Source organism: Bradyrhizobium sp. USDA 4353 (genome assembly GCF_054063215.1).
Genome location: NZ_JBSSGB010000001.1, coordinates 1,090,911 through 1,107,563, shown reverse-complemented (window position 1 = coordinate 1,107,563; position 16,653 = coordinate 1,090,911). Strand labels below are relative to the sequence as shown.

Annotated in this window: 12 protein-coding genes; 6 read left to right on the top strand and 6 right to left on the bottom strand. The window is 66.8% G+C overall.

Annotated features, from left to right (window positions below; translation table 11 throughout):
* Nucleotides 1-157 precede the first annotated feature (157 nt).
* A complete protein-coding gene (locus tag ACVILH_RS04975) occupies nucleotides 158-421 on the bottom strand; it encodes a hypothetical protein (RefSeq protein ID WP_456711898.1) in 264 nt (87 codons plus the stop codon).
* A 133-nt stretch (nucleotides 422-554) separates the two neighbouring features.
* Between ACVILH_RS04975 and ACVILH_RS04970 the strand changes: the two genes are divergently transcribed.
* Nucleotides 555-986, top strand: coding sequence for a hypothetical protein (locus ACVILH_RS04970; protein ID WP_456711897.1), 432 nt, complete (start codon nucleotides 555-557; stop codon nucleotides 984-986).
* 48 nt (nucleotides 987-1,034) lie between these two features.
* Here ACVILH_RS04970 and ACVILH_RS04965 read toward each other — a convergent pair whose 3' ends face one another.
* Together ACVILH_RS04965 and pyrE are read right to left on the bottom strand one after the other, a co-directional pair.
* Nucleotides 1,035-1,883, bottom strand: a complete 849-nt coding sequence (locus ACVILH_RS04965; RefSeq protein WP_456711896.1) for a DUF2865 domain-containing protein — start codon at nucleotides 1,881-1,883, stop codon at nucleotides 1,035-1,037.
* A 241-nt stretch (nucleotides 1,884-2,124) separates the two neighbouring features.
* Entirely contained in the window at nucleotides 2,125-2,682 is a 558-nt protein-coding gene (gene pyrE / locus ACVILH_RS04960) for an orotate phosphoribosyltransferase (protein WP_456711895.1), read from the bottom strand.
* A 192-nt stretch (nucleotides 2,683-2,874) separates the two neighbouring features.
* On the opposite strand from pyrE, the gene ACVILH_RS04955 reads away from it, so the two are divergent.
* Nucleotides 2,875-3,501, top strand: coding sequence for a glutathione S-transferase family protein (locus ACVILH_RS04955; protein WP_456711894.1), 627 nt, complete (start codon nucleotides 2,875-2,877; stop codon nucleotides 3,499-3,501).
* A gap of 126 nt (nucleotides 3,502-3,627) precedes the next feature.
* Here ACVILH_RS04955 and ACVILH_RS04950 read toward each other — a convergent pair whose 3' ends face one another.
* The 3 genes from ACVILH_RS04950 to ACVILH_RS04940 form a co-directional block, all read right to left on the bottom strand.
* Nucleotides 3,628-4,806, bottom strand: a complete 1,179-nt coding sequence (locus ACVILH_RS04950; RefSeq protein ID WP_456711893.1) for a glycosyltransferase family 87 protein — start codon at nucleotides 4,804-4,806, stop codon at nucleotides 3,628-3,630.
* A gap of 979 nt (nucleotides 4,807-5,785) precedes the next feature.
* On the bottom strand, nucleotides 5,786-8,860 hold the full coding sequence (gene polA, locus ACVILH_RS04945; RefSeq protein ID WP_456711892.1) for a DNA polymerase I: 3,075 nt from the start codon (nucleotides 8,858-8,860) through the stop codon (nucleotides 5,786-5,788).
* Between the two features lie 282 nt (nucleotides 8,861-9,142).
* Nucleotides 9,143-10,195, bottom strand: a complete 1,053-nt coding sequence (locus ACVILH_RS04940; protein WP_456711891.1) for an acyltransferase family protein — start codon at nucleotides 10,193-10,195, stop codon at nucleotides 9,143-9,145.
* Between the two features lie 151 nt (nucleotides 10,196-10,346).
* Between ACVILH_RS04940 and ACVILH_RS04935 the strand changes: the two genes are divergently transcribed.
* The 4 genes from ACVILH_RS04935 to ACVILH_RS04920 all read left to right on the top strand — a co-directional run bounded on the left by ACVILH_RS04935 (nucleotide 10,347) and on the right by ACVILH_RS04920 (nucleotide 16,607).
* Entirely contained in the window at nucleotides 10,347-11,666 is a 1,320-nt protein-coding gene (locus ACVILH_RS04935) for a UDP-glucose dehydrogenase family protein (protein WP_456711890.1), read from the top strand.
* 114 nt (nucleotides 11,667-11,780) lie between these two features.
* Nucleotides 11,781-14,255 carry an ATP-dependent helicase HrpB gene (gene hrpB / locus ACVILH_RS04930; protein WP_456711889.1) on the top strand — a complete coding sequence of 825 codons (2,475 nt, stop codon included), beginning with the start codon at nucleotides 11,781-11,783 and terminating at the stop codon, nucleotides 14,253-14,255.
* A gap of 160 nt (nucleotides 14,256-14,415) precedes the next feature.
* Nucleotides 14,416-14,916, top strand: a complete 501-nt coding sequence (locus ACVILH_RS04925) for a TIGR02281 family clan AA aspartic protease (protein WP_456716871.1) — start codon at nucleotides 14,416-14,418, stop codon at nucleotides 14,914-14,916.
* A 191-nt stretch (nucleotides 14,917-15,107) separates the two neighbouring features.
* A complete protein-coding gene (locus ACVILH_RS04920; protein WP_456711888.1) occupies nucleotides 15,108-16,607 on the top strand; it encodes a phosphomannomutase/phosphoglucomutase in 1,500 nt (499 codons plus the stop codon).
* Nucleotides 16,608-16,653 lie beyond the last annotated feature (46 nt).

Here is a 16,653-nt window from a genome sequence, read left to right as displayed (position 1 = left end):
ACGATGGTTGCGCGCGGTCCGAAACCCGGGGAAAGGCTGGTCCGCACAGCAAGGTGATGGAAAAATATGCAAAGTCTGGGCCGGAGTTCCGCGGTGGGAACGCGCCCGAAATTGTTTTGCAGTTGCGCAGATGCTGTGTGAGGTCGCCGACCGATCCTCACCGCCCGCAGCGAGCAATGAACAACTGCTCGATTCGGCGACGCCAGGTGCGCTCCAATTCTGCGGTCATGCCCTCAGCCTGTAGCACGGCCTCGGCGAACGCCCGTGCAGTTGGGACCTTGCCGGCCGACAGCAGATCGTCTGCGGTGAGGCGGCTGCAAAACCCCCAGTCGACGCACAGCTCCCGCAACAGAAAGTTGAGGCGCTTGCGCAGGGCAGCATCAGCGTTGGCGTGAACAGGCAGGGCGTCGAGATTGTCCATGAGGGCTGTGCGCGTCCTGAGAGGGGATGGACAATTCTCAAAGAACAAATTAAGAACAATTTGGCAAGCGATCGTTATCCCCTTAGCGATTCGATCCGCTCACTCCGGCATCAGTGCATCACGCGAGGACACCATGTCCAACATCGCCTTCGATCCCCTGGCCCTGACCCGCATTGCCGATTTCGCGCGCACGCTGACGCGACTGCACAAGACGGCGCGCCGGCGGGCGGTGGACGACGACCAGATCGACCGGGCGTTCAACGCCGTCTGCATGTCGGTCTGGGGCTACACCACCGACGACATCTCCGACGATCTGTTCTCGGCCACCGACCACACCTTCCTCGATGGCCTGGACGAGGCGCGGGCGCGCATCTTCGCCGCCGAGCAGGGCTACGATCTGGTCGACGACGAGGGCATGCTGAGCGATTGGTGGGGCTTCTGCTGGATGATCCTGGCCGAGAAGCGCGGGCTGCTGACGCCGGACAACCGCGCCGCTGCGCGCGCGGCGATCGAGGAGAAATATCTCGAGGCGCCGAACGTCATCGGCGTGATCGTGGGGCGCTAGGCCAACACTCCGTCATGACGAGCGAAGCTCGCAATGACGGGTCCGGGCTCAATCCACATCCGCCCGCTTCGCGCGGGAAGGCTTCGGCGCAATCGTCAGCGGTGGCGCCACGCTGACATTGCCGGCATTGGCACTACCGGCATTGCTACCACCGGCATTGGTCTCCGGCGGCGGCATGGCGGCGAGCGCATCGGCCGCCAGCATCTCGGCGCGCACCGGCGCCACCTTCATCTCGCTCAGCTTGGCCCGCATGTCCGAGTTCAGCCCGGGATAGGAAGCGACCGGCTTGAAGTCGGCCGCCTGGCCGCCGCTGCCGCGCGGGCCCGAATAGGCGACGAGCCCGTCGCTCGTGGCGACGACGTCGCCCGGACGTAGCGAGGTGTCGAGCGACAGGTCGACCGGCGCCAGCCCCGCGGGATCGCGGCCGTTGCAGGTGCAGTCGGCGCGCAGCGCCTGGCGATAGGCGAACGCAGTCTCGCTGTCGGCATAGCGCTCGCCATTGGCCGACGTCGCGTAGTCGATGTTGGAGCCGTAATAGATCTTGGTCGGGCTCGCCGGGCAGAACGCCTGGCACATCTGCGCCGGCGAGGCGAGGCCGCGGGTCAGCGGGAAATAGCGCCCGTCACAGCTGCGCACGCAGAACGCCGCGCCCGATCCGCTCGACGCCGCGCGCTGCTGCGGCTGAGTTTGCGGATTGGTGCCGAACGGATCGGCGAAGAAGCTGCCTTGGGGCGCCGGCCGTTGCGGCTGCGGCTTGTTGAAGCCGCCGAACAGGAAATCGAACAGGCCCTCGGCCGAGGCCATCTGCGGCGCCAGCGCGAGCGAGGCGGCCAGGCCGATCATGGTCGCGACGGCGACGCGGCGGGGCACCCGCCGGAACGACAACACGTGACGCAACGCCCACTCCATCTCTCACCGCAAAGGTCTGGCGGCCGCGGCTGCTCCACGCCAATGATGCGCGAACGAGCCGGCCATGCCCACGGCATGGCGCCATCAGCTTTGCGGTAACCTTAATGGGCGTTGGTAAATGAGCGGTGTGCGCGGACCGCGAAAGCCGCCGCGCCGTCAACCCTCTCCATGAACACGCCTCTTGGCGGGTTCATGGTCGGTGTGCTGGACTCCCTTGGGTGCCAGCGCCTCAGAGGAATTCGCGCGCCTTGTAGAGCGCCTGGAACGGCAGGCCGGCGGCGGCGAACGCCTCGGCCGCGCCTTCCTCGCGATCGACCATGGTGAACACCAGCGACACCTCGGCGCCGGCCTCGCGCAGCGCCTCGACCGCCTTCATGGCCGAGCCGCCGGTCGTGGTGACGTCCTCGACCACGACGATGCGTTTTCCCGCCAGGGTCTCGTCGCGGGTCAGGCCCTCGATCGCGAGCCTTGCGCCATGCTCCTTCGGCTTCTTGCGGACGAAGAAGGCGGCGATCGGATGGCCCTTGATCCAGGAGATCTGGGCGATCGCGCCGGCCAGCGGCACTGCGCCCATCTCCAGCCCGCCGATATAGTCGAAGCCCTCGTCCTTCAGCGCCTCATAGGTGAGCTCGGCGAGCAGCGTCGCGCCCTCCGGGTCCATCATGGTCGGCTTGAGATTGAAGTAGAAATCGCTCTTGCGGCCGGACGCCAAGGTGACCTCGCCGCGCCCGAACGAGCGCCTGCGGATGATCTCGAGGAGGCGGGCGCGGGAGGCGGATTTGGACACGGCGGTTTCCCCTGGGGGTCGGTTCTTAGGTGAATTCTGGGTGGCGCAATCTATCGGGGCCGGACGGCCGAGGCCAGCGGCCAGGATGTCCCATCAACAACGCTACGATTGGAGCCGGACGCGGTTTCGAGCTAAGGGGAAGCGACAGCCCAAGCAAGATAATTCGCAAGACATTTCGCGAGGACGCGCCGCATGACCATCGACCTGCACACCTGGAACACGCCCAACGGCCGCAAGATCTCGGTCGCGCTGGAGGAGATGGGACTGCCCTACCGTGTCATCCCGGTTGACATCACCAAGGGCGCCCAGATGGCGCCGGCGTTCCTCGCGATCAGCCCGAACAACAAGATCCCGGCGATCGTCGATCCCGAGGGCCCCGAGGGCAAGCCGGTCAGCGTGTTCGAATCCGGGGCCATTCTGCTCTATCTGGCGGAAAAGACCGGCCAGTTCCTGCCGAAGTCGCTCGCCGCGCGGATCCCGGTCTATGAATGGCTGATGTGGCAGATGGGCGGCTTCGGCCCGATGCCGGGCCAAGTGCATCATTTCATCGCGCTCGACAACGAGCAGGACCGCGCCTACGGCCTGAAGCGCTACATGGCAGAGACCGTCAGGCTCTACGGCGTGCTCGACCGCCGCCTGGCGCAGCACGAATTCGTCGCCGGTCCACTCTCGATCGCCGATTTCGCCATCCTCGGCTGGGCCTGGCGCCACCCCCGCCACAAGGTCGACCTCGCCGACTTCTCCCACGTCAAGCGCTGGTACGACGCGCTGATGGCCCGCCCCGCCGTGAAGCGCGGCATGGAGGCGAAGCTGGATTGATGTGGAAGGTGCGGCGCTGTTTTCGGTGCCAGACCCTCGTGGTGAGGAGCGCCGCGATTACGGCGCGTCTCGACCATGAGGCCACATTGGGCCTCGCCCTTCGAGACGCCCGCCTGCGGCGGGCTCTCAGGGCAAGGGGTTGAGAGTCGCTCGTTGAGCCGGCAAGGCGCCGCCGATGCTCAGCACCATCAGCGTCAGCAGGAGAGGGGCGGCGAGCGGCACGGAGTGCCCGATCATCGCGAGCAGGCAGGCCCCGAGCGCAATGACGAGGCCGATCTCCAGCGGCGCGATCGGCGCGCCGGCCTCGCGTCGTGCCTTCCAATGGATTACGATCCCCGCCGCCACCATCGGCATGTCGTAGATCATTGCATAGGGCGTCGCGAGGATGCTGCCGACCGCGACCAGCGCGATCGCCCGATCCGTCATGCCGCGCCGCCAGGCGTTCCAGACCATCACGACGATCGCGCAGGAGAGCACGAGCTGGATCATGACGCCGACCGGAGGCGGCGCGCCGAGCGCGTGCAGTCCGGCGATGACCGTCGGCATCATGTGATCGAGGCTGGCCTGGTTGGCCCCGAGCTGCGCCTGATAGTCCGGAAATCTCACCATCCATTGTAGCCAGATCCAGGGATCGAGGGCCGCGCTGGTGACGACGGCGACGATCGCTGTCGTGGCGATCGCCGACAGAATGGCGATCCAACGACGTGACGCCAGCAGCACGACCGGCATCAGCAGCACGAATTGCGGCTTGTAGGCGAGCAGGCCGAGCAGGCTGCCTGCGATGACGGGATGACGGGGGAGCAGGCGCAGCCCGCCGATCAGAAGCGCGGCCGAGAGAAAGCCGTTCTGCCCGGTGATTGCGTTGATCAGGGTCGTCGGCGCCGCAAGCAGCGCGAGCCCGAACGGCGAGCGCCAGTCGCGGCCGAGCGTCGCCAGTCCATAGGCCGCGAACGTCACGCCCATCCAGCAGACATAGGCTGCGGGCAGCGCCATCATGCCGAGCGGAATCAGCGCCAGCAGGAAGGTTGGCGGATAGGGATAGGGAAAGCCGCCGCCGCCGAGCGCGGGATCCAGCCTCTGTTGAAACGCGGCGAGCGCGACCGGATCATAGATCGCGGCGCCGAACTGCGCTGCGAACTTGCCGAACGACCATAGGCCGGAGAAGTCGCCGAATGCGGGCTGCGGGGACGACAGCCACCAGGTGACGAGATACACGCCGTTGTAGAGCGCAGCCGCGATCAGCAGAGCCAGCACCGCGCGCCGGTCGCGCGTCGCAAGCGGAGGTGCGGCTGAGATCGCGGTCATGGAGCTCGTCGAGGCCAGTGTCTTCGGCACCATCGTCACGGTCGTTGAAGGAGCATGATCAGCGCCGCCATGCGATCGCTCGCAAGCGGGCCGGCCAACTCTGCCAGGGGACGCTGCACGCCGTGTTACCCGCGATCCGGATCACCACGCGTGATCTCATCGTGCCTAACGATCGGTAAAGCCGCCGCGCGCCGAGCGACCTCGATGGACGTCTGTTGTAAGTATGACGCGGCATGCCGCCCAAAAAAGATGTTGCTATTTTTCCGAAATCATGCTCTACTCCGCGCATCCCGTCCTCATGCAGAGGGGCGTACGCGTCGTCACGATACGTTGAGGCGGGGAGCGGTGGCCGCGGGTCTGTCGGGTGCTTTGGCGCTGGACGATGGACAGCTCGCGGACGTTCAAGCCGTGTGGTCCTGGCGCCCCGATGCTGGCGCTAAGTCGGCGTGACATGACGTGTCGCGCAGGCGACGGGGGCAAGAAAGCCGGTCCCCGAGGAGAGCACGGAGCAGACGTTAAACCCATCGCGCAGGGAGGGCCGGGTCTGTCCGGCTGGACCTGTGGTACCTGCCGCCTGCATTTTTTTCCGCAGGCGGGCCACGGGCCTCAGTCGAGGCCCGGCCTTCCCTGCGCCCTTTGCACTATTTGCGAGGGCGGACTGATCGCAAGCCTCCGGCACGACGTGCCGCGAGATTGCGAAACCGTGCCCCTCATGTCCTCAGCTGTTTGAATCGTGAATGCGCCCTCTCACTCCGCCGTCGTCCCGGACAAGCCGTGACGCGCGCCAGCGCGACACGGCGCCGATCCGGGACCCATACGCCGCAGCGGTCGTGTTGGGCAAAATGCCAATGGCCAGCCTGCCTCGAACCGCTCCCTGGGGGTATGGGTCCCGGCTCGAGGCCGGGACGACAGGAGAGATCGGCGATGCGGCCGGGCTCACACCACTAGTCAATGAGGCGGGGGGCGCCGTATGATCAGCTCAATGCGCCTCGTCCCAATTGTCGGCGGCGCGGGCGTCCACGTGCAGCGGGACCGACAGCAGCACCGCGGGGAAGGGGGCGTCCTGCATGACGTGCTGTACCACCGGCAAGGTCGCGGCGACCTCGTCCTCCGGCACCTCGAAGATCAGCTCGTCATGCACCTGCAGCAGCATCTGAGCCGACAGCTTCTTCGCAGCCAGCGCGTCCTCGACCCGCGTCATGGCGCGGCGGATGATGTCGGCCGCCGTGCCCTGCAAGCGCGCGTTGATCGCGGCGCGCTCGTTGAAGGCGCGGACCGAGGCGTTGGAGGCCTTGATCTCCGGGTAATGGCACTTGCGGCCGAACAGCGTGACGACATAGCCGTTCTTGCGGCAGAAATCGCGGGTCTCGTCCATGTAGGCGCGGATGCCCGGAAAGCGCTCGAAATAGCGCTTGATGTAGGCCGAGGCCTCCTCGCGGGCGATGCCGAGCTGGTTGGCGAGGCCGAAGGCGGAGATGCCGTAGATGATGCCGAAATTGATCGCCTTCGCACGGCGGCGGACCTCGCTCGGCATGTCCTTGATCGGCACGCCGAACATCTCCGACGCCGTCATCGCGTGAATATCAAGGCCGTCCTTGAACGCCTGCTTCAGCACCGGGATATCGGCGATCTCCGCCAAAAGCCGCAGCTCGATCTGCGAATAGTCGGCCGAGACGAGCTTGTGGCCTGGTGTCGCGATGAAGGCGCGGCGGATCTTGCGGCCATCCTCGGTGCGCACCGGGATGTTCTGCAAATTCGGCTCGTTCGACGACAGCCGGCCGGTTGTGGTCGCCGCCAGCGCGTAGGTGGTATGCACGCGATGCGTCTGCGGATTGACGTAGGTCGGCAGCGCGTCGGTGTAGGTCGATTTCAGCTTGGAGACCTGGCGCCATTCCAGGATCTTGCGCGCGAAATCATTGCCCTGCTCGGCGAGGTCGTCGAGAACAGAGGCCGAGGTCGACCACGCGCCGGTCTTGGTCTTGGTGCCGCCGGAAAGGCCCATCTTGCCGAACAGGATGTCGCCGATCTGCTTGGGGCTGCCGACATTGATCGGCTCGCCGGCGAGCTCCTGCAACTCGGCCTCGACGCGCGCGGCGGTCTGGGCAAAGTCGCCCGAGAGACGCGACAAGACCTGGCGGTCGATCGAAATGCCCCGCCGCTCCATGCGCGCCAGCACCGACACCAGCGGCCGCTCCAGCGTTTCGTACACGGCCGTCATACGCTCGGCGACGAGCCGCGGCTTCAGCACGCGCCAGACGCGATGGATGACATCGGCCGCCTCAGCTGCATGTGCAGTCGCACGATCAATCGCGACCTGCTCGAAGGTCAGCTTGTTCTTGCCGCTGCCGATCAGCTCGCCTTCGCTGAGGACGGCATGAGCGAGCACGTGCTCGGCCAGCGAGTCCAGCTTGTGCGAGCCGCGCCCGGCGTCGAGCGCGTAGCTCATCAGCAGAATGTCGTCGACGTTCTCGAGCGTGATGCCGTGCTGCGCCAGCAGCACCGCGATGAACTTGATGTTGTAGCCGATCTTCAAGAGCCCGGCGGATTCGAGCACCGGCTTCAGCGCCGCGAGCGCCTCGCTCGCCTTGATCTGGTCAGGCGCGAGCCCGGCATCGAACAGGCCGCCGCCGTCGCCGGCCTGGCGATGCGCCAGCGGGATGTAGCAGGCGTCGTTCGGCGCCAGCGCCAGCGAGAGGCCGCACAGGCTTGCCTGCATCGGATCGATCGAGCTGGCTTTGACGTCGATGGTGACCCGGCCGAAATCATGGATACGGGCGAGCCACGCGTTCAGCTCGGGCAGCGTCCGCACCGTCTGATACTTGTCGCGATCGATCCGCGCGCTCTTCGCCGCCTCCGCCCGGGTCTCGGCGAGACCAGCCGGCGTGCCCTTGCTCATCGCCGATTTGTCGATGCGCGGATCACCGGTGCGGGGGCTCCCTCCCCCCTTGTGGGGGAGGGCTGGGGAGGGGGGGGATCCGGCGGGACCGTTCGTGGGGGACCCCCCTCCCTGACCCTCCCCCACAAGGGGGGAGGGAACGGAGGCAGCAGTGCCCGCCTTACTCCTCAGCTGTTCGTCCACAGCAACATCGGCCGGATCGATCTGCGAGTACTCCGCGACGCGCCGCGTCAGCGTCGAAAACTCCATCGCCTTGAGGAAGGCGATCAGCTTGCGCGGGTCCGGCTCGTGCACCGCGAGGTCGTCGAGCGGCACCTCCAGTTCGACCTTGTCGTCGAGCAGCACCAGCTGGCGCGAGATCCGCGCCTTCTCGGCGTTCTCGATCAGCGCCTCGCGCCGTTTCGGCTGCTTGATCTCGCCCGCGCGCGTCAGCAGGCTCTCGAGATCGCCATAGTCGTTGATCAGTTGCGCCGCGGTCTTGACGCCGATGCCGGGCACGCCCGGCACGTTGTCGGTGGAATCACCGGCCAGCGCCTGCACCTCGACGACCTTCTCCGGGGGCACGCCGAACTTCTCGACGACCTCGGCCACGCCGATGCGGCGGTCCTTCATCGTGTCGTACATCGTGACGCAGTCGTTGACGAGCTGCATCAGGTCCTTGTCCGAGGACACGATGGTGGTGGTGGCGCCGCGCTCGCAGGCAAGCCGAGCATAGGTCGCGATCAGATCGTCGGCCTCGAAGCCGCCCTGCTCCAGGCAGGGCAGGTCGAAGGCGCGCACGGCCTCGCGGATCAGCGCGAATTGCGGGATCAGATCATCCGGCGCCGGCGGCCGGTGCGCCTTGTACTCCGCATAGATCTTGTTGCGGAACGTGACCTCGGACTTGTCGAACACGATCGCCAGATGCGTCGGCCGGTCGGTCTCGGGCATGTCGCGCAACAGCTTCCACAGCATGTTGCAGAAGCCGAGCACGGCATTGACGTTCAAGCCGTCGGACTTGCGGTTGAGCGGCGGCAGCGCGTGATAAGCGCGGAAAATATACGACGAGCCGTCGACCAGGAACACATGGTCGCCTTTGGCCGCACCCTTGGCCAAATTCTTGGTGGCGGGCACAGGAGCGGCGGGCGTGACGGCGGCTTTCTGGGGGGCTTTGGGCATGGCCGCAATGTAGGGAATTTGGCCGGGATTGACACCCTCGGAACGGCAGATTCGGACGCGTTCCCCACGCAATTCGGGCGCTGTGGAGCGCTCGTCAGGCGCGTCATATTCCGCTGTCGTCCCGGGCAAGCCCCGACGGCGCGAAGCGGCGGCGGGGCGCCGACCCGGGACCCATACTCCGCAGCGGTCGTGAGGCGCCAAGCTGGAGCCACAGCATGCCCAACACGGAGGACGGTGGCTATGGGTCCCGGGTCTTCGCCCGGGACGACACCGAGGGTGAGGCTACTCTGCGGGTTGGATCGCGACACGCGCCTTCGGCGGTGCGATCCAGAACGCGATCGGGCGCTCGAACAGGAAGCGGGCGCCGGCGCGCAGCGCGAGGCGCCAGATCGCGAGCGCACCGAGCACGCCGGCGATGGTCACCAGCAGCGAGATCGCGCCGATACCCGTGATGATCCCCTTCTTCAGCAGCACGGTGCGGGTCGCGGCCATCGGCAGGAAGAAGGCGAGGTAGATCACGATCGAATGCTCGCCGCAGAACCTGAGCGCGTTGAGCAGGCGCGCGCGTGCCAGCAGCGTGCCGGCGATAATGATGGCGACCGCGCCGGCATAGCCGAGCAGCAGCGAGATCACCGGCCATTCGCTGACGCCGAGCGTGACGAGGCCCTGGTTCATCACCGCCCAGGCCAGCAGTCCGGCGACGGCGAGCAGGGGCTGGGTCCGCGCCCGCTCGGACAGCGCGAAGATGTAGTTCGCGAACAGATAGCCCGAATAGATGTAGACGAAGCGGGCGCAGAACTCGTCGATGACAGTCCAGCCGGTCACGATGTGCGCCATTTCGAGGCCGGCCGCGATGCCCCAGATCACCGGCGCCGGGGCCTTCCGTGTCAGTTTGATGACGACGAAGAAGATCGGCAGGAGATAGATGAACCACAACGTGCCGAACGGCTCGATGAAGGATTCGAGATACAGGTAGCCGGCATGCTGCCAGCCGGAGGCCGCGGCAAAGCCGGGCGCCTTGAAGCCGAACTGGATCGTCACCCACAGCACGTAGAAATAGGCGAAGTGCACCACCTTGCGGTCGATGTAGGTGCGCCAGTCGCGGTCGATCACCAGCGGCAGGAACAGGCCGGAAATCAGGAAGAAGTCGGGCATCCGGAACGGTTTTGCGAAGGCGACGACGGCATGCATGAAGCCGGTCTCGCCGGCGGCCAGCTCGACGCCCAGCACCGAATGCATCATCACCACCATGATGATGCAGATACCCTTGGCGTAGTCGACCCAGTCGATGCGCGCCTCGGTTCCGGCCGATTTCGGCGTACCATTCGCGGTCATGCTGTCCCTCTCTGGCGCGGAGCTGCCGCATTGTGGAGCAGAGCCGTTAAAACTCCTCTTTGTCATCCAAACGTCATGCCGTTTTCTAAATTCCCCCTGAACCGCAAATGGTTTAAGACGCTGAAGTATTAACCTTGAAGGATGGGTTTCGATGCGAATTGCGATGATCGGCACGGGCTATGTGGGACTGGTGTCCGGGGCCTGCTTCGCCGACTTCGGTCACCAGGTGACCTGCGTGGACAAGGACGAGCGCAAGATCGCCGCGCTGCATCGCGGAGAAATCCCGATCTTCGAGCCCGGCCTGGATGCGCTGGTCGCGACCAATGTGAAGGCCAAGCGGCTCGACTTCACGACCGATCTCAAGCAGCCGGTGGCGGACGCCGACGCCGTGTTCATTGCTGTCGGCACGCCGTCGCGGCGCGGTGACGGCCATGCCGACCTCACCTACGTCTATGCCGCGGCGCGTGAGATCGCAGCCTCGCTCACCGGCTTCACGGTGGTCGTCACCAAGTCGACCGTGCCGGTCGGCACCGGCGATGAGGTCGAGCGCATCATCCGCGAGACCAATCCGCAGGCCGATGTCGTCGTCGCCTCCAACCCCGAATTCCTGCGCGAGGGCGCCGCGATCCGCGACTTCAAATGGCCCGACCGCATCGTGGTCGGCACCGACGATGAGCGCGGCCGCAAGGTGCTCGGCGACATCTATCGTCCGTTGTCGCTGAACCAGGCGCCGGTCATGTACACCGCGCGGCGCACCGCCGAGCTGATCAAATACGCGGCGAACGCGTTTCTCGCCACCAAGATCACCTTCATCAACGAGGTCGCCGATCTCGCCGAGAAGGTTGGCGCCGACGTCCAGGAGGTCGCCCGCGGCATCGGCCTCGACAATCGCATCGGCTCGAAGTTCCTGCATGCCGGTCCCGGCTTCGGCGGCTCGTGCTTCCCGAAGGACACGCGGGCGCTGATCAAGATCGCGCAGGACTACGACACGCAGCTGCGCATCGTGGAATCCGTGCTGGCGGTGAACGACAACCGCAAGCGCGCGATGGCGCGCAAGGTCGCGCATGCCGTCGGCGGCAATCTGCGCGGCAAGACGGTCGCCGTCCTCGGCCTCACCTTCAAGCCGGAGACCGACGACATGCGCGAGGCGCCGTCGATCCCACTGGTGACGGGGCTGCTCGACATGGGCGCCAAGGTGCGCGCGCATGATCCGGTCGGCATCGAGCAGGCCAAGAAGGAGCTGCCGGAGATCGCCTATTACGACGATCCCTATGACTGCGCGACCAGCGCCGACGCGATCGTGCTGGTCACCGAATGGGTGCAGTACCGCGCCATGGATCTCGACCGCCTCAAGCAGGTGATGGCCAGTCCCGTCGTGGTCGACCTGCGCAACGTCTACCGCCCCGACGAGATGGCCGCCCATGGCTTCGTCTACGAGAGCGTCGGCCGGCCGTCGGTGAAGGCCGAATGACATGGCGTTGTCATATCCGGCGCAAGCGGGGTATGCAGGACGACTATCGCCATGCGCCTGGCGGTCTGCGCTGACTGGATCACCCGCCGCGGCGGGTGATGATTGGTTGATCGATTGCCCCTCCGCTTCGACACACCGCTGCCCATCGATGCCGTGCTGGACGAGTTGTCCGGCACGCTCGCACGCAGCAACACCGCCGTCCTGGTGGCGCCGCCGGGCGCCGGCAAGACCACGCGGGTGCCGCTGGCGCTGCGCGATGCGCCCTGGGTCGGGGACAAGAAGATCATCGTGCTGGAGCCGCGCCGCATCGCGGCCCGCGCCAGCGCCGAGCGGATGGCGAAGTCGCTCGGCGAGCGCGCCGGCGATACCGTCGGCTATCGCGTGCGCTTCGGCTCGAAGATCTCGCGCGCGACCCGCATCGAGGTCGTCACCGAGGGCATCTTCACCCGGCAGATCCTCGATGATCCCGAGCTCACCGGGGTCGCCGCAGTGCTGTTCGACGAATTCCACGAGCGCTCGCTCGACGCCGATCTCGGCCTGGCGCTGGCGCGCGATGCGCAGCAGGGCCTGCGCGAGGACCTCCGCATCCTCGTGATGTCGGCGACGCTCGACGGCGCCCGCGTCGCCAGCCTGCTCGGCAACGCGCCGGTGGTCGAGAGCGAGGGCCGTGCCTATCCGGTCGAGACCCGCTATGTCGGCCGCAAGCCGGATGCGCGGGTCGAGCGGCAGATGGCGGAGACCATCGCGAGCGCGCTGCGCGCGGATGCCGGCTCGGTGCTGGCGTTCCTGCCGGGGGCCGCCGAGATCCGGCGCACCCAGACCATGCTGGCAGAGCGCGTTCACGACGCGAGCATTGAGATCGTGCCGCTGTTCGGCGCACTCGATGCCGCGGTCCAGGACCGCGCCATCTCGCCGGCGCCGAAGGGGCACCGCAAGGTGGTGCTGGCGACCTCGATCGCCGAGACGTCGCTGACCATCGAGGGCGTGCGCATCGTGGTCGATTCTGGATTGGCGCGGGTGCCGCGCTACGAGCCGGATATCGGCCTGACCCGGCTGGAGACGGTCCGCGCCTCGCGTGCCGCCGTCGACCAGCGCCGCGGCCGCGCCGGCCGCACCGAGCCCGGCGTCTGCTACCGGCTCTGGGACGAGCCGCAGACCGCGTCGCTCGCCGCCTATACGCAGCCCGAGATCCTCAGCGCCGACCTGTCCTCGCTGGTGCTCGACCTCGCGCAATGGGGCGTCAGCGATCCCACAAGCTTGAGCTTCCTCGATCCGCCGCCGCAGCCGGCCTGGAAGGAGGCGCGCGACCTCCTCAATGAGCTCGGCGCGCTCGACGGCGATGGCCGCCTCACCGACGAGGGCCGGCGGCTGCGCGCCCTGGCGCTGCCGCCACGGCTGGCACGGATGATCGTCGATGCCGCCGATTACGGCGCGGCCGCGCAGGCTGCCGACATCGCGGCGATCCTGACCGAGCGCGGCCTCGGCGGCGACAGCGTCGACCTGGAGGTCCGGCTCGATCAGCTCCGCCGCGATCGCTCGCCGCGGGCGCAGAGCGCGCGTGACATGGCGCGGCGCTGGGCGCAGCAGGTCGGTACGTCCTCATCGCCGCAAGGGACAGGGGAGCTGACCACCGGTCTGATGCTGGCCTTCGCATTCCCCGACCGCGTCGCGCGCAACCGCGGTAATGGCAGCTTCGTGCTCGCCAATGGCCGTGGCGCTGCCGTCGAGCCAACCTCGTCGTTGGCGCGGGTGCCCTATATCGCAGTAGGCGAGTTGACCGGCACGGCCGCGAGCGGTCGCATCCTGCTCGCGGCGCCGCTTGCGATCGAGGACATCGAGCGTCATTTCGCGGCGCAGATCGAAGCCAAGGACGAGGTCAGCTTTGACCCGAGCGCGATGGCGCTGCGGGCGCGGCGCCGGCGCAAGCTGCATGCGATCGTGATGGCCGATGCGCCGGTGGCGTTGACGCCGTCGGAGGAGACCGCGCGCATCTTTGCCGAAGGCATCTGTGCCGCCGGCCTCGACCGGCTGCCCTGGTCCAAGGCCGCCAAACAGTGGCGCGACCGGGTTACCTTCCTCCGCAAGGCGGAGGGCGACAGCTGGCCGAACCTCTCAGATGCCGGACTGAGCGCCCGGCGCGACGACTGGCTTGTGCCGCTGCTCTCCGACAAGACCTCCCTCAAGGAGGTCTCTCCGGGCGACGTCTCGGACGCCGTGATGGCGCTGCTGCCTTGGGACCTGCGCGCCCGGCTCGACAAGGAGGCGCCGACCCATTTCGAGGCGCCCACCGGCACCATGCTGGCGATCGACTACCAGGCCGAGCAGGGCCCGACCATCGCCGTGCGGCTGCAGGAGCTGTTCGGGCTCAACGTCCACCCCTCGATCGCCAGGGGGGCCGTGCCGCTGGTCCTGGAGCTGCTGTCGCCGGCGCAGCGCCCGGTGCAGGTGACGCGCGATCTGCCGGGCTTCTGGCGCGGCTCCTATGCCGCTGTTCGCACCGACCTGCGCGGCCGCTATCCCAGGCATCCCTGGCCCGAGGATCCCGCCAGCGCCATGCCGACCCGGCGCGCCAAGCCGCGGGGGACGTGAGCGATGCAAATTATACCGTCTGCTCTGGCAACGTTAACGCTTCGCTCATCGTTTTCGCCAAAATGGCAGCGGCAGCCGCTCCGCCTCAGTCGCCCGTCAGCGGCTTTCATGGTCAAGTCGGTTGCGGGGTAAAGTCGGGCGTTGCGTCATGCGTAATATAATGATCTTCGCGGCCGTTCTCGTCGGCCTCGGCACTTTCATGGCGCAACTGGCCGATCGCCTGACGCCGGCGCCCGCGTCCGCCACGACCTCCGTGCGCAGCGCGACCGTGGATACCCCTGCCGCCGGCCAGCGCAGCCTCAGCGTCCCGACCGACCGCCGCGGCCATTTTCGCGCCGATGGCCGCATCGACGGCCAGCGCATCAGCTTCATGATCGACACCGGCGCCTCGATGGTCGCGCTGAACGAAACCTCCGCCGCCCGCTTCGGCCTGCGCCCGGCGCGTGGCGACTACACCGCGACGGTGACCACGGCCAACGGCACCGTGAAGGCGGCGCGGGCCAAGCTTGCGATGGTCGAGCTCGGCGAGCTGACCGTGCGCGACGTCGACGCGCTGGTGCTGCCCGATGCGGCGCTGTCGGAGAACCTGCTCGGCCTGTCCTTCCTGTCGAAGCTGAAGCGCTTCGCCTATGCCAACGGCCAGATGGTGCTGGAGCAATAGGCTCCGCCACATCGGCTTGGCCGACGCCTTGGCGGCTCCCATATACCAGCAGGCTCGGTGATCGAGCGGGCAGGGAGGGCCATCCTGCCCGATTGTTGCCTGCATTCATCTGCCTTCTGCCATTGTCCGATGACGTCGTGCCTCGCACGACTGCTTTGTCCTTTGATGTGATTTTCCCGAGGCTCCCCCTGATGTTTCCCAAGCCGAAGCCCGCCCTGGTCCCCAACACCTACGCCTTCGAGTCCGAGCCGATGGTGAAGCCGACGGGCTTCCGCGAATATGACGCGCGCTGGCTGTTCAACAAGGAGATCAACCTCATGGGCGTGCAGGCGCTCGGCATGGGGCTGGGCGCGCTGATCGCCGAACGGGGCGTGAAGCAGGAGATCGTGACGGGCCATGATTTCCGCGGCTACTCCGCCTCGATCAAATATGCGCTGATCTCCGGCCTGATGGCCGCGGGCTGCAAGGTGCACGACATCGGCCTGGCCGTGACGCCGATGGCGTATTTCGCGCAGTTCGATCTCGACGTGCCCTGCGTCGCGATGGTCACCGCCTCGCACAATGACAATGGCTGGACCGGCGTGAAGATGGGCGCCAACCGGCCGCTGACCTTCGGCCCTGAGGAGATGACTCGGCTGAAGGAGATCGTGCTCAACGCCGAGTTCAAGACCACCGGCGGCGGCTCCTATCAGTTTCACGAGAATTTCCCGGCGCGCTACATCGCCGACCTCACCAACCGTCCCAAGCTGAAGCGCAAGCTGAAGGTCGTCGCCGCCTGCGGCAACGGGACCGCGGGCGCGTTCGCGCCGCAGGTGCTCGAAGCCATCGGCTGCGAGGTGATTCCGCTCGATACAGAGCTCGATCACACCTTCCCGAAATACAATCCCAATCCCGAAGACATGGAGATGCTGCACGCCATCCGCGACGCCGTGCTCGCGCACAAGGCCGATGTCGGCCTCGGCTTCGACGGCGACGGCGATCGTTGCGGCGTCGTCGACAACACCGGCGAGGAGATCTTCGCCGACAAGGTCGGCGTCATGCTGGCGCGCGACATGTCGGCGATCCATGAGAATGCGCAGTTCGTGGTCGACGTGAAGTCGACGGGCCTGTTCATGACCGACCCGGTGCTACGGGCGCAGGGCGCGAAGACCGCATATTGGAAGACCGGTCATTCCTACATGAAGCGTCGCACCAACGAGCTCGGCGCGCTCGCCGGCTTCGAGAAGTCCGGCCACTTCTTCTTCAACAAGCCGTTCGGCCGCGGCTATGACGACGGTCTCGTCTCCGCAATCGCGATCTGCGAGATGCTCGACCGCGCGCCCGGCAAGTCGATGGCGGATCTGAAGGAGGCGCTGCCAAAAACCTGGTCGTCGCCGACGATGTCGCCGCATTGTGGCGACGAGGTCAAATACGGCGTGGTCGACTCTGTGGTGAAGCACTTCCAGGCGCTGCAGCAGCAGGGCGGGAAGGTGGGCGGTCAGCTGATCCGCGACCTCGTCACCGTCAACGGCGTGCGTGTCACGGTCGAGGACGGCAGCTGGGCCCTGGTGCGGGCGTCATCGAACAAGCCGGAGCTCGTCGTCGTGGTGGAAAGCCCGGTGTCGGAGCGGCGCATGCACGACATGTTCGAGGCCGTGAACATCGTGCTGCGCACGCATCCACAAGTCGGCGCCTACAACCAGACGATCTGACGCGAGCGCGAGCATGCCCTCCCAAGAGGCATGCTCGCAGACGTCC

Coding starts and splice junctions, on each gene's coding strand:
- ACVILH_RS04975 (WP_456711898.1), bottom strand. CDS start 421: ATGGACAATCTCGACGCCCTGCCTGTTCACGCCAACGCTGATGCTGCC.
- ACVILH_RS04970 (WP_456711897.1), top strand. CDS start 555: ATGTCCAACATCGCCTTCGATCCCCTGGCCCTGACCCGCATTGCCGAT.
- ACVILH_RS04955 (WP_456711894.1), top strand. CDS start 2,875: ATGACCATCGACCTGCACACCTGGAACACGCCCAACGGCCGCAAGATC.
- ACVILH_RS04950 (WP_456711893.1), bottom strand. CDS start 4,806: ATGACCGCGATCTCAGCCGCACCTCCGCTTGCGACGCGCGACCGGCGC.
- polA (WP_456711892.1), bottom strand. CDS start 8,860: ATGCCCAAAGCCCCCCAGAAAGCCGCCGTCACGCCCGCCGCTCCTGTG.
- ACVILH_RS04940 (WP_456711891.1), bottom strand. CDS start 10,195: ATGACCGCGAATGGTACGCCGAAATCGGCCGGAACCGAGGCGCGCATC.
- ACVILH_RS04935 (WP_456711890.1), top strand. CDS start 10,347: ATGCGAATTGCGATGATCGGCACGGGCTATGTGGGACTGGTGTCCGGG.
- ACVILH_RS04925 (WP_456716871.1), top strand. CDS start 14,416: ATGATCTTCGCGGCCGTTCTCGTCGGCCTCGGCACTTTCATGGCGCAA.
- ACVILH_RS04920 (WP_456711888.1), top strand. CDS start 15,108: ATGTTTCCCAAGCCGAAGCCCGCCCTGGTCCCCAACACCTACGCCTTC.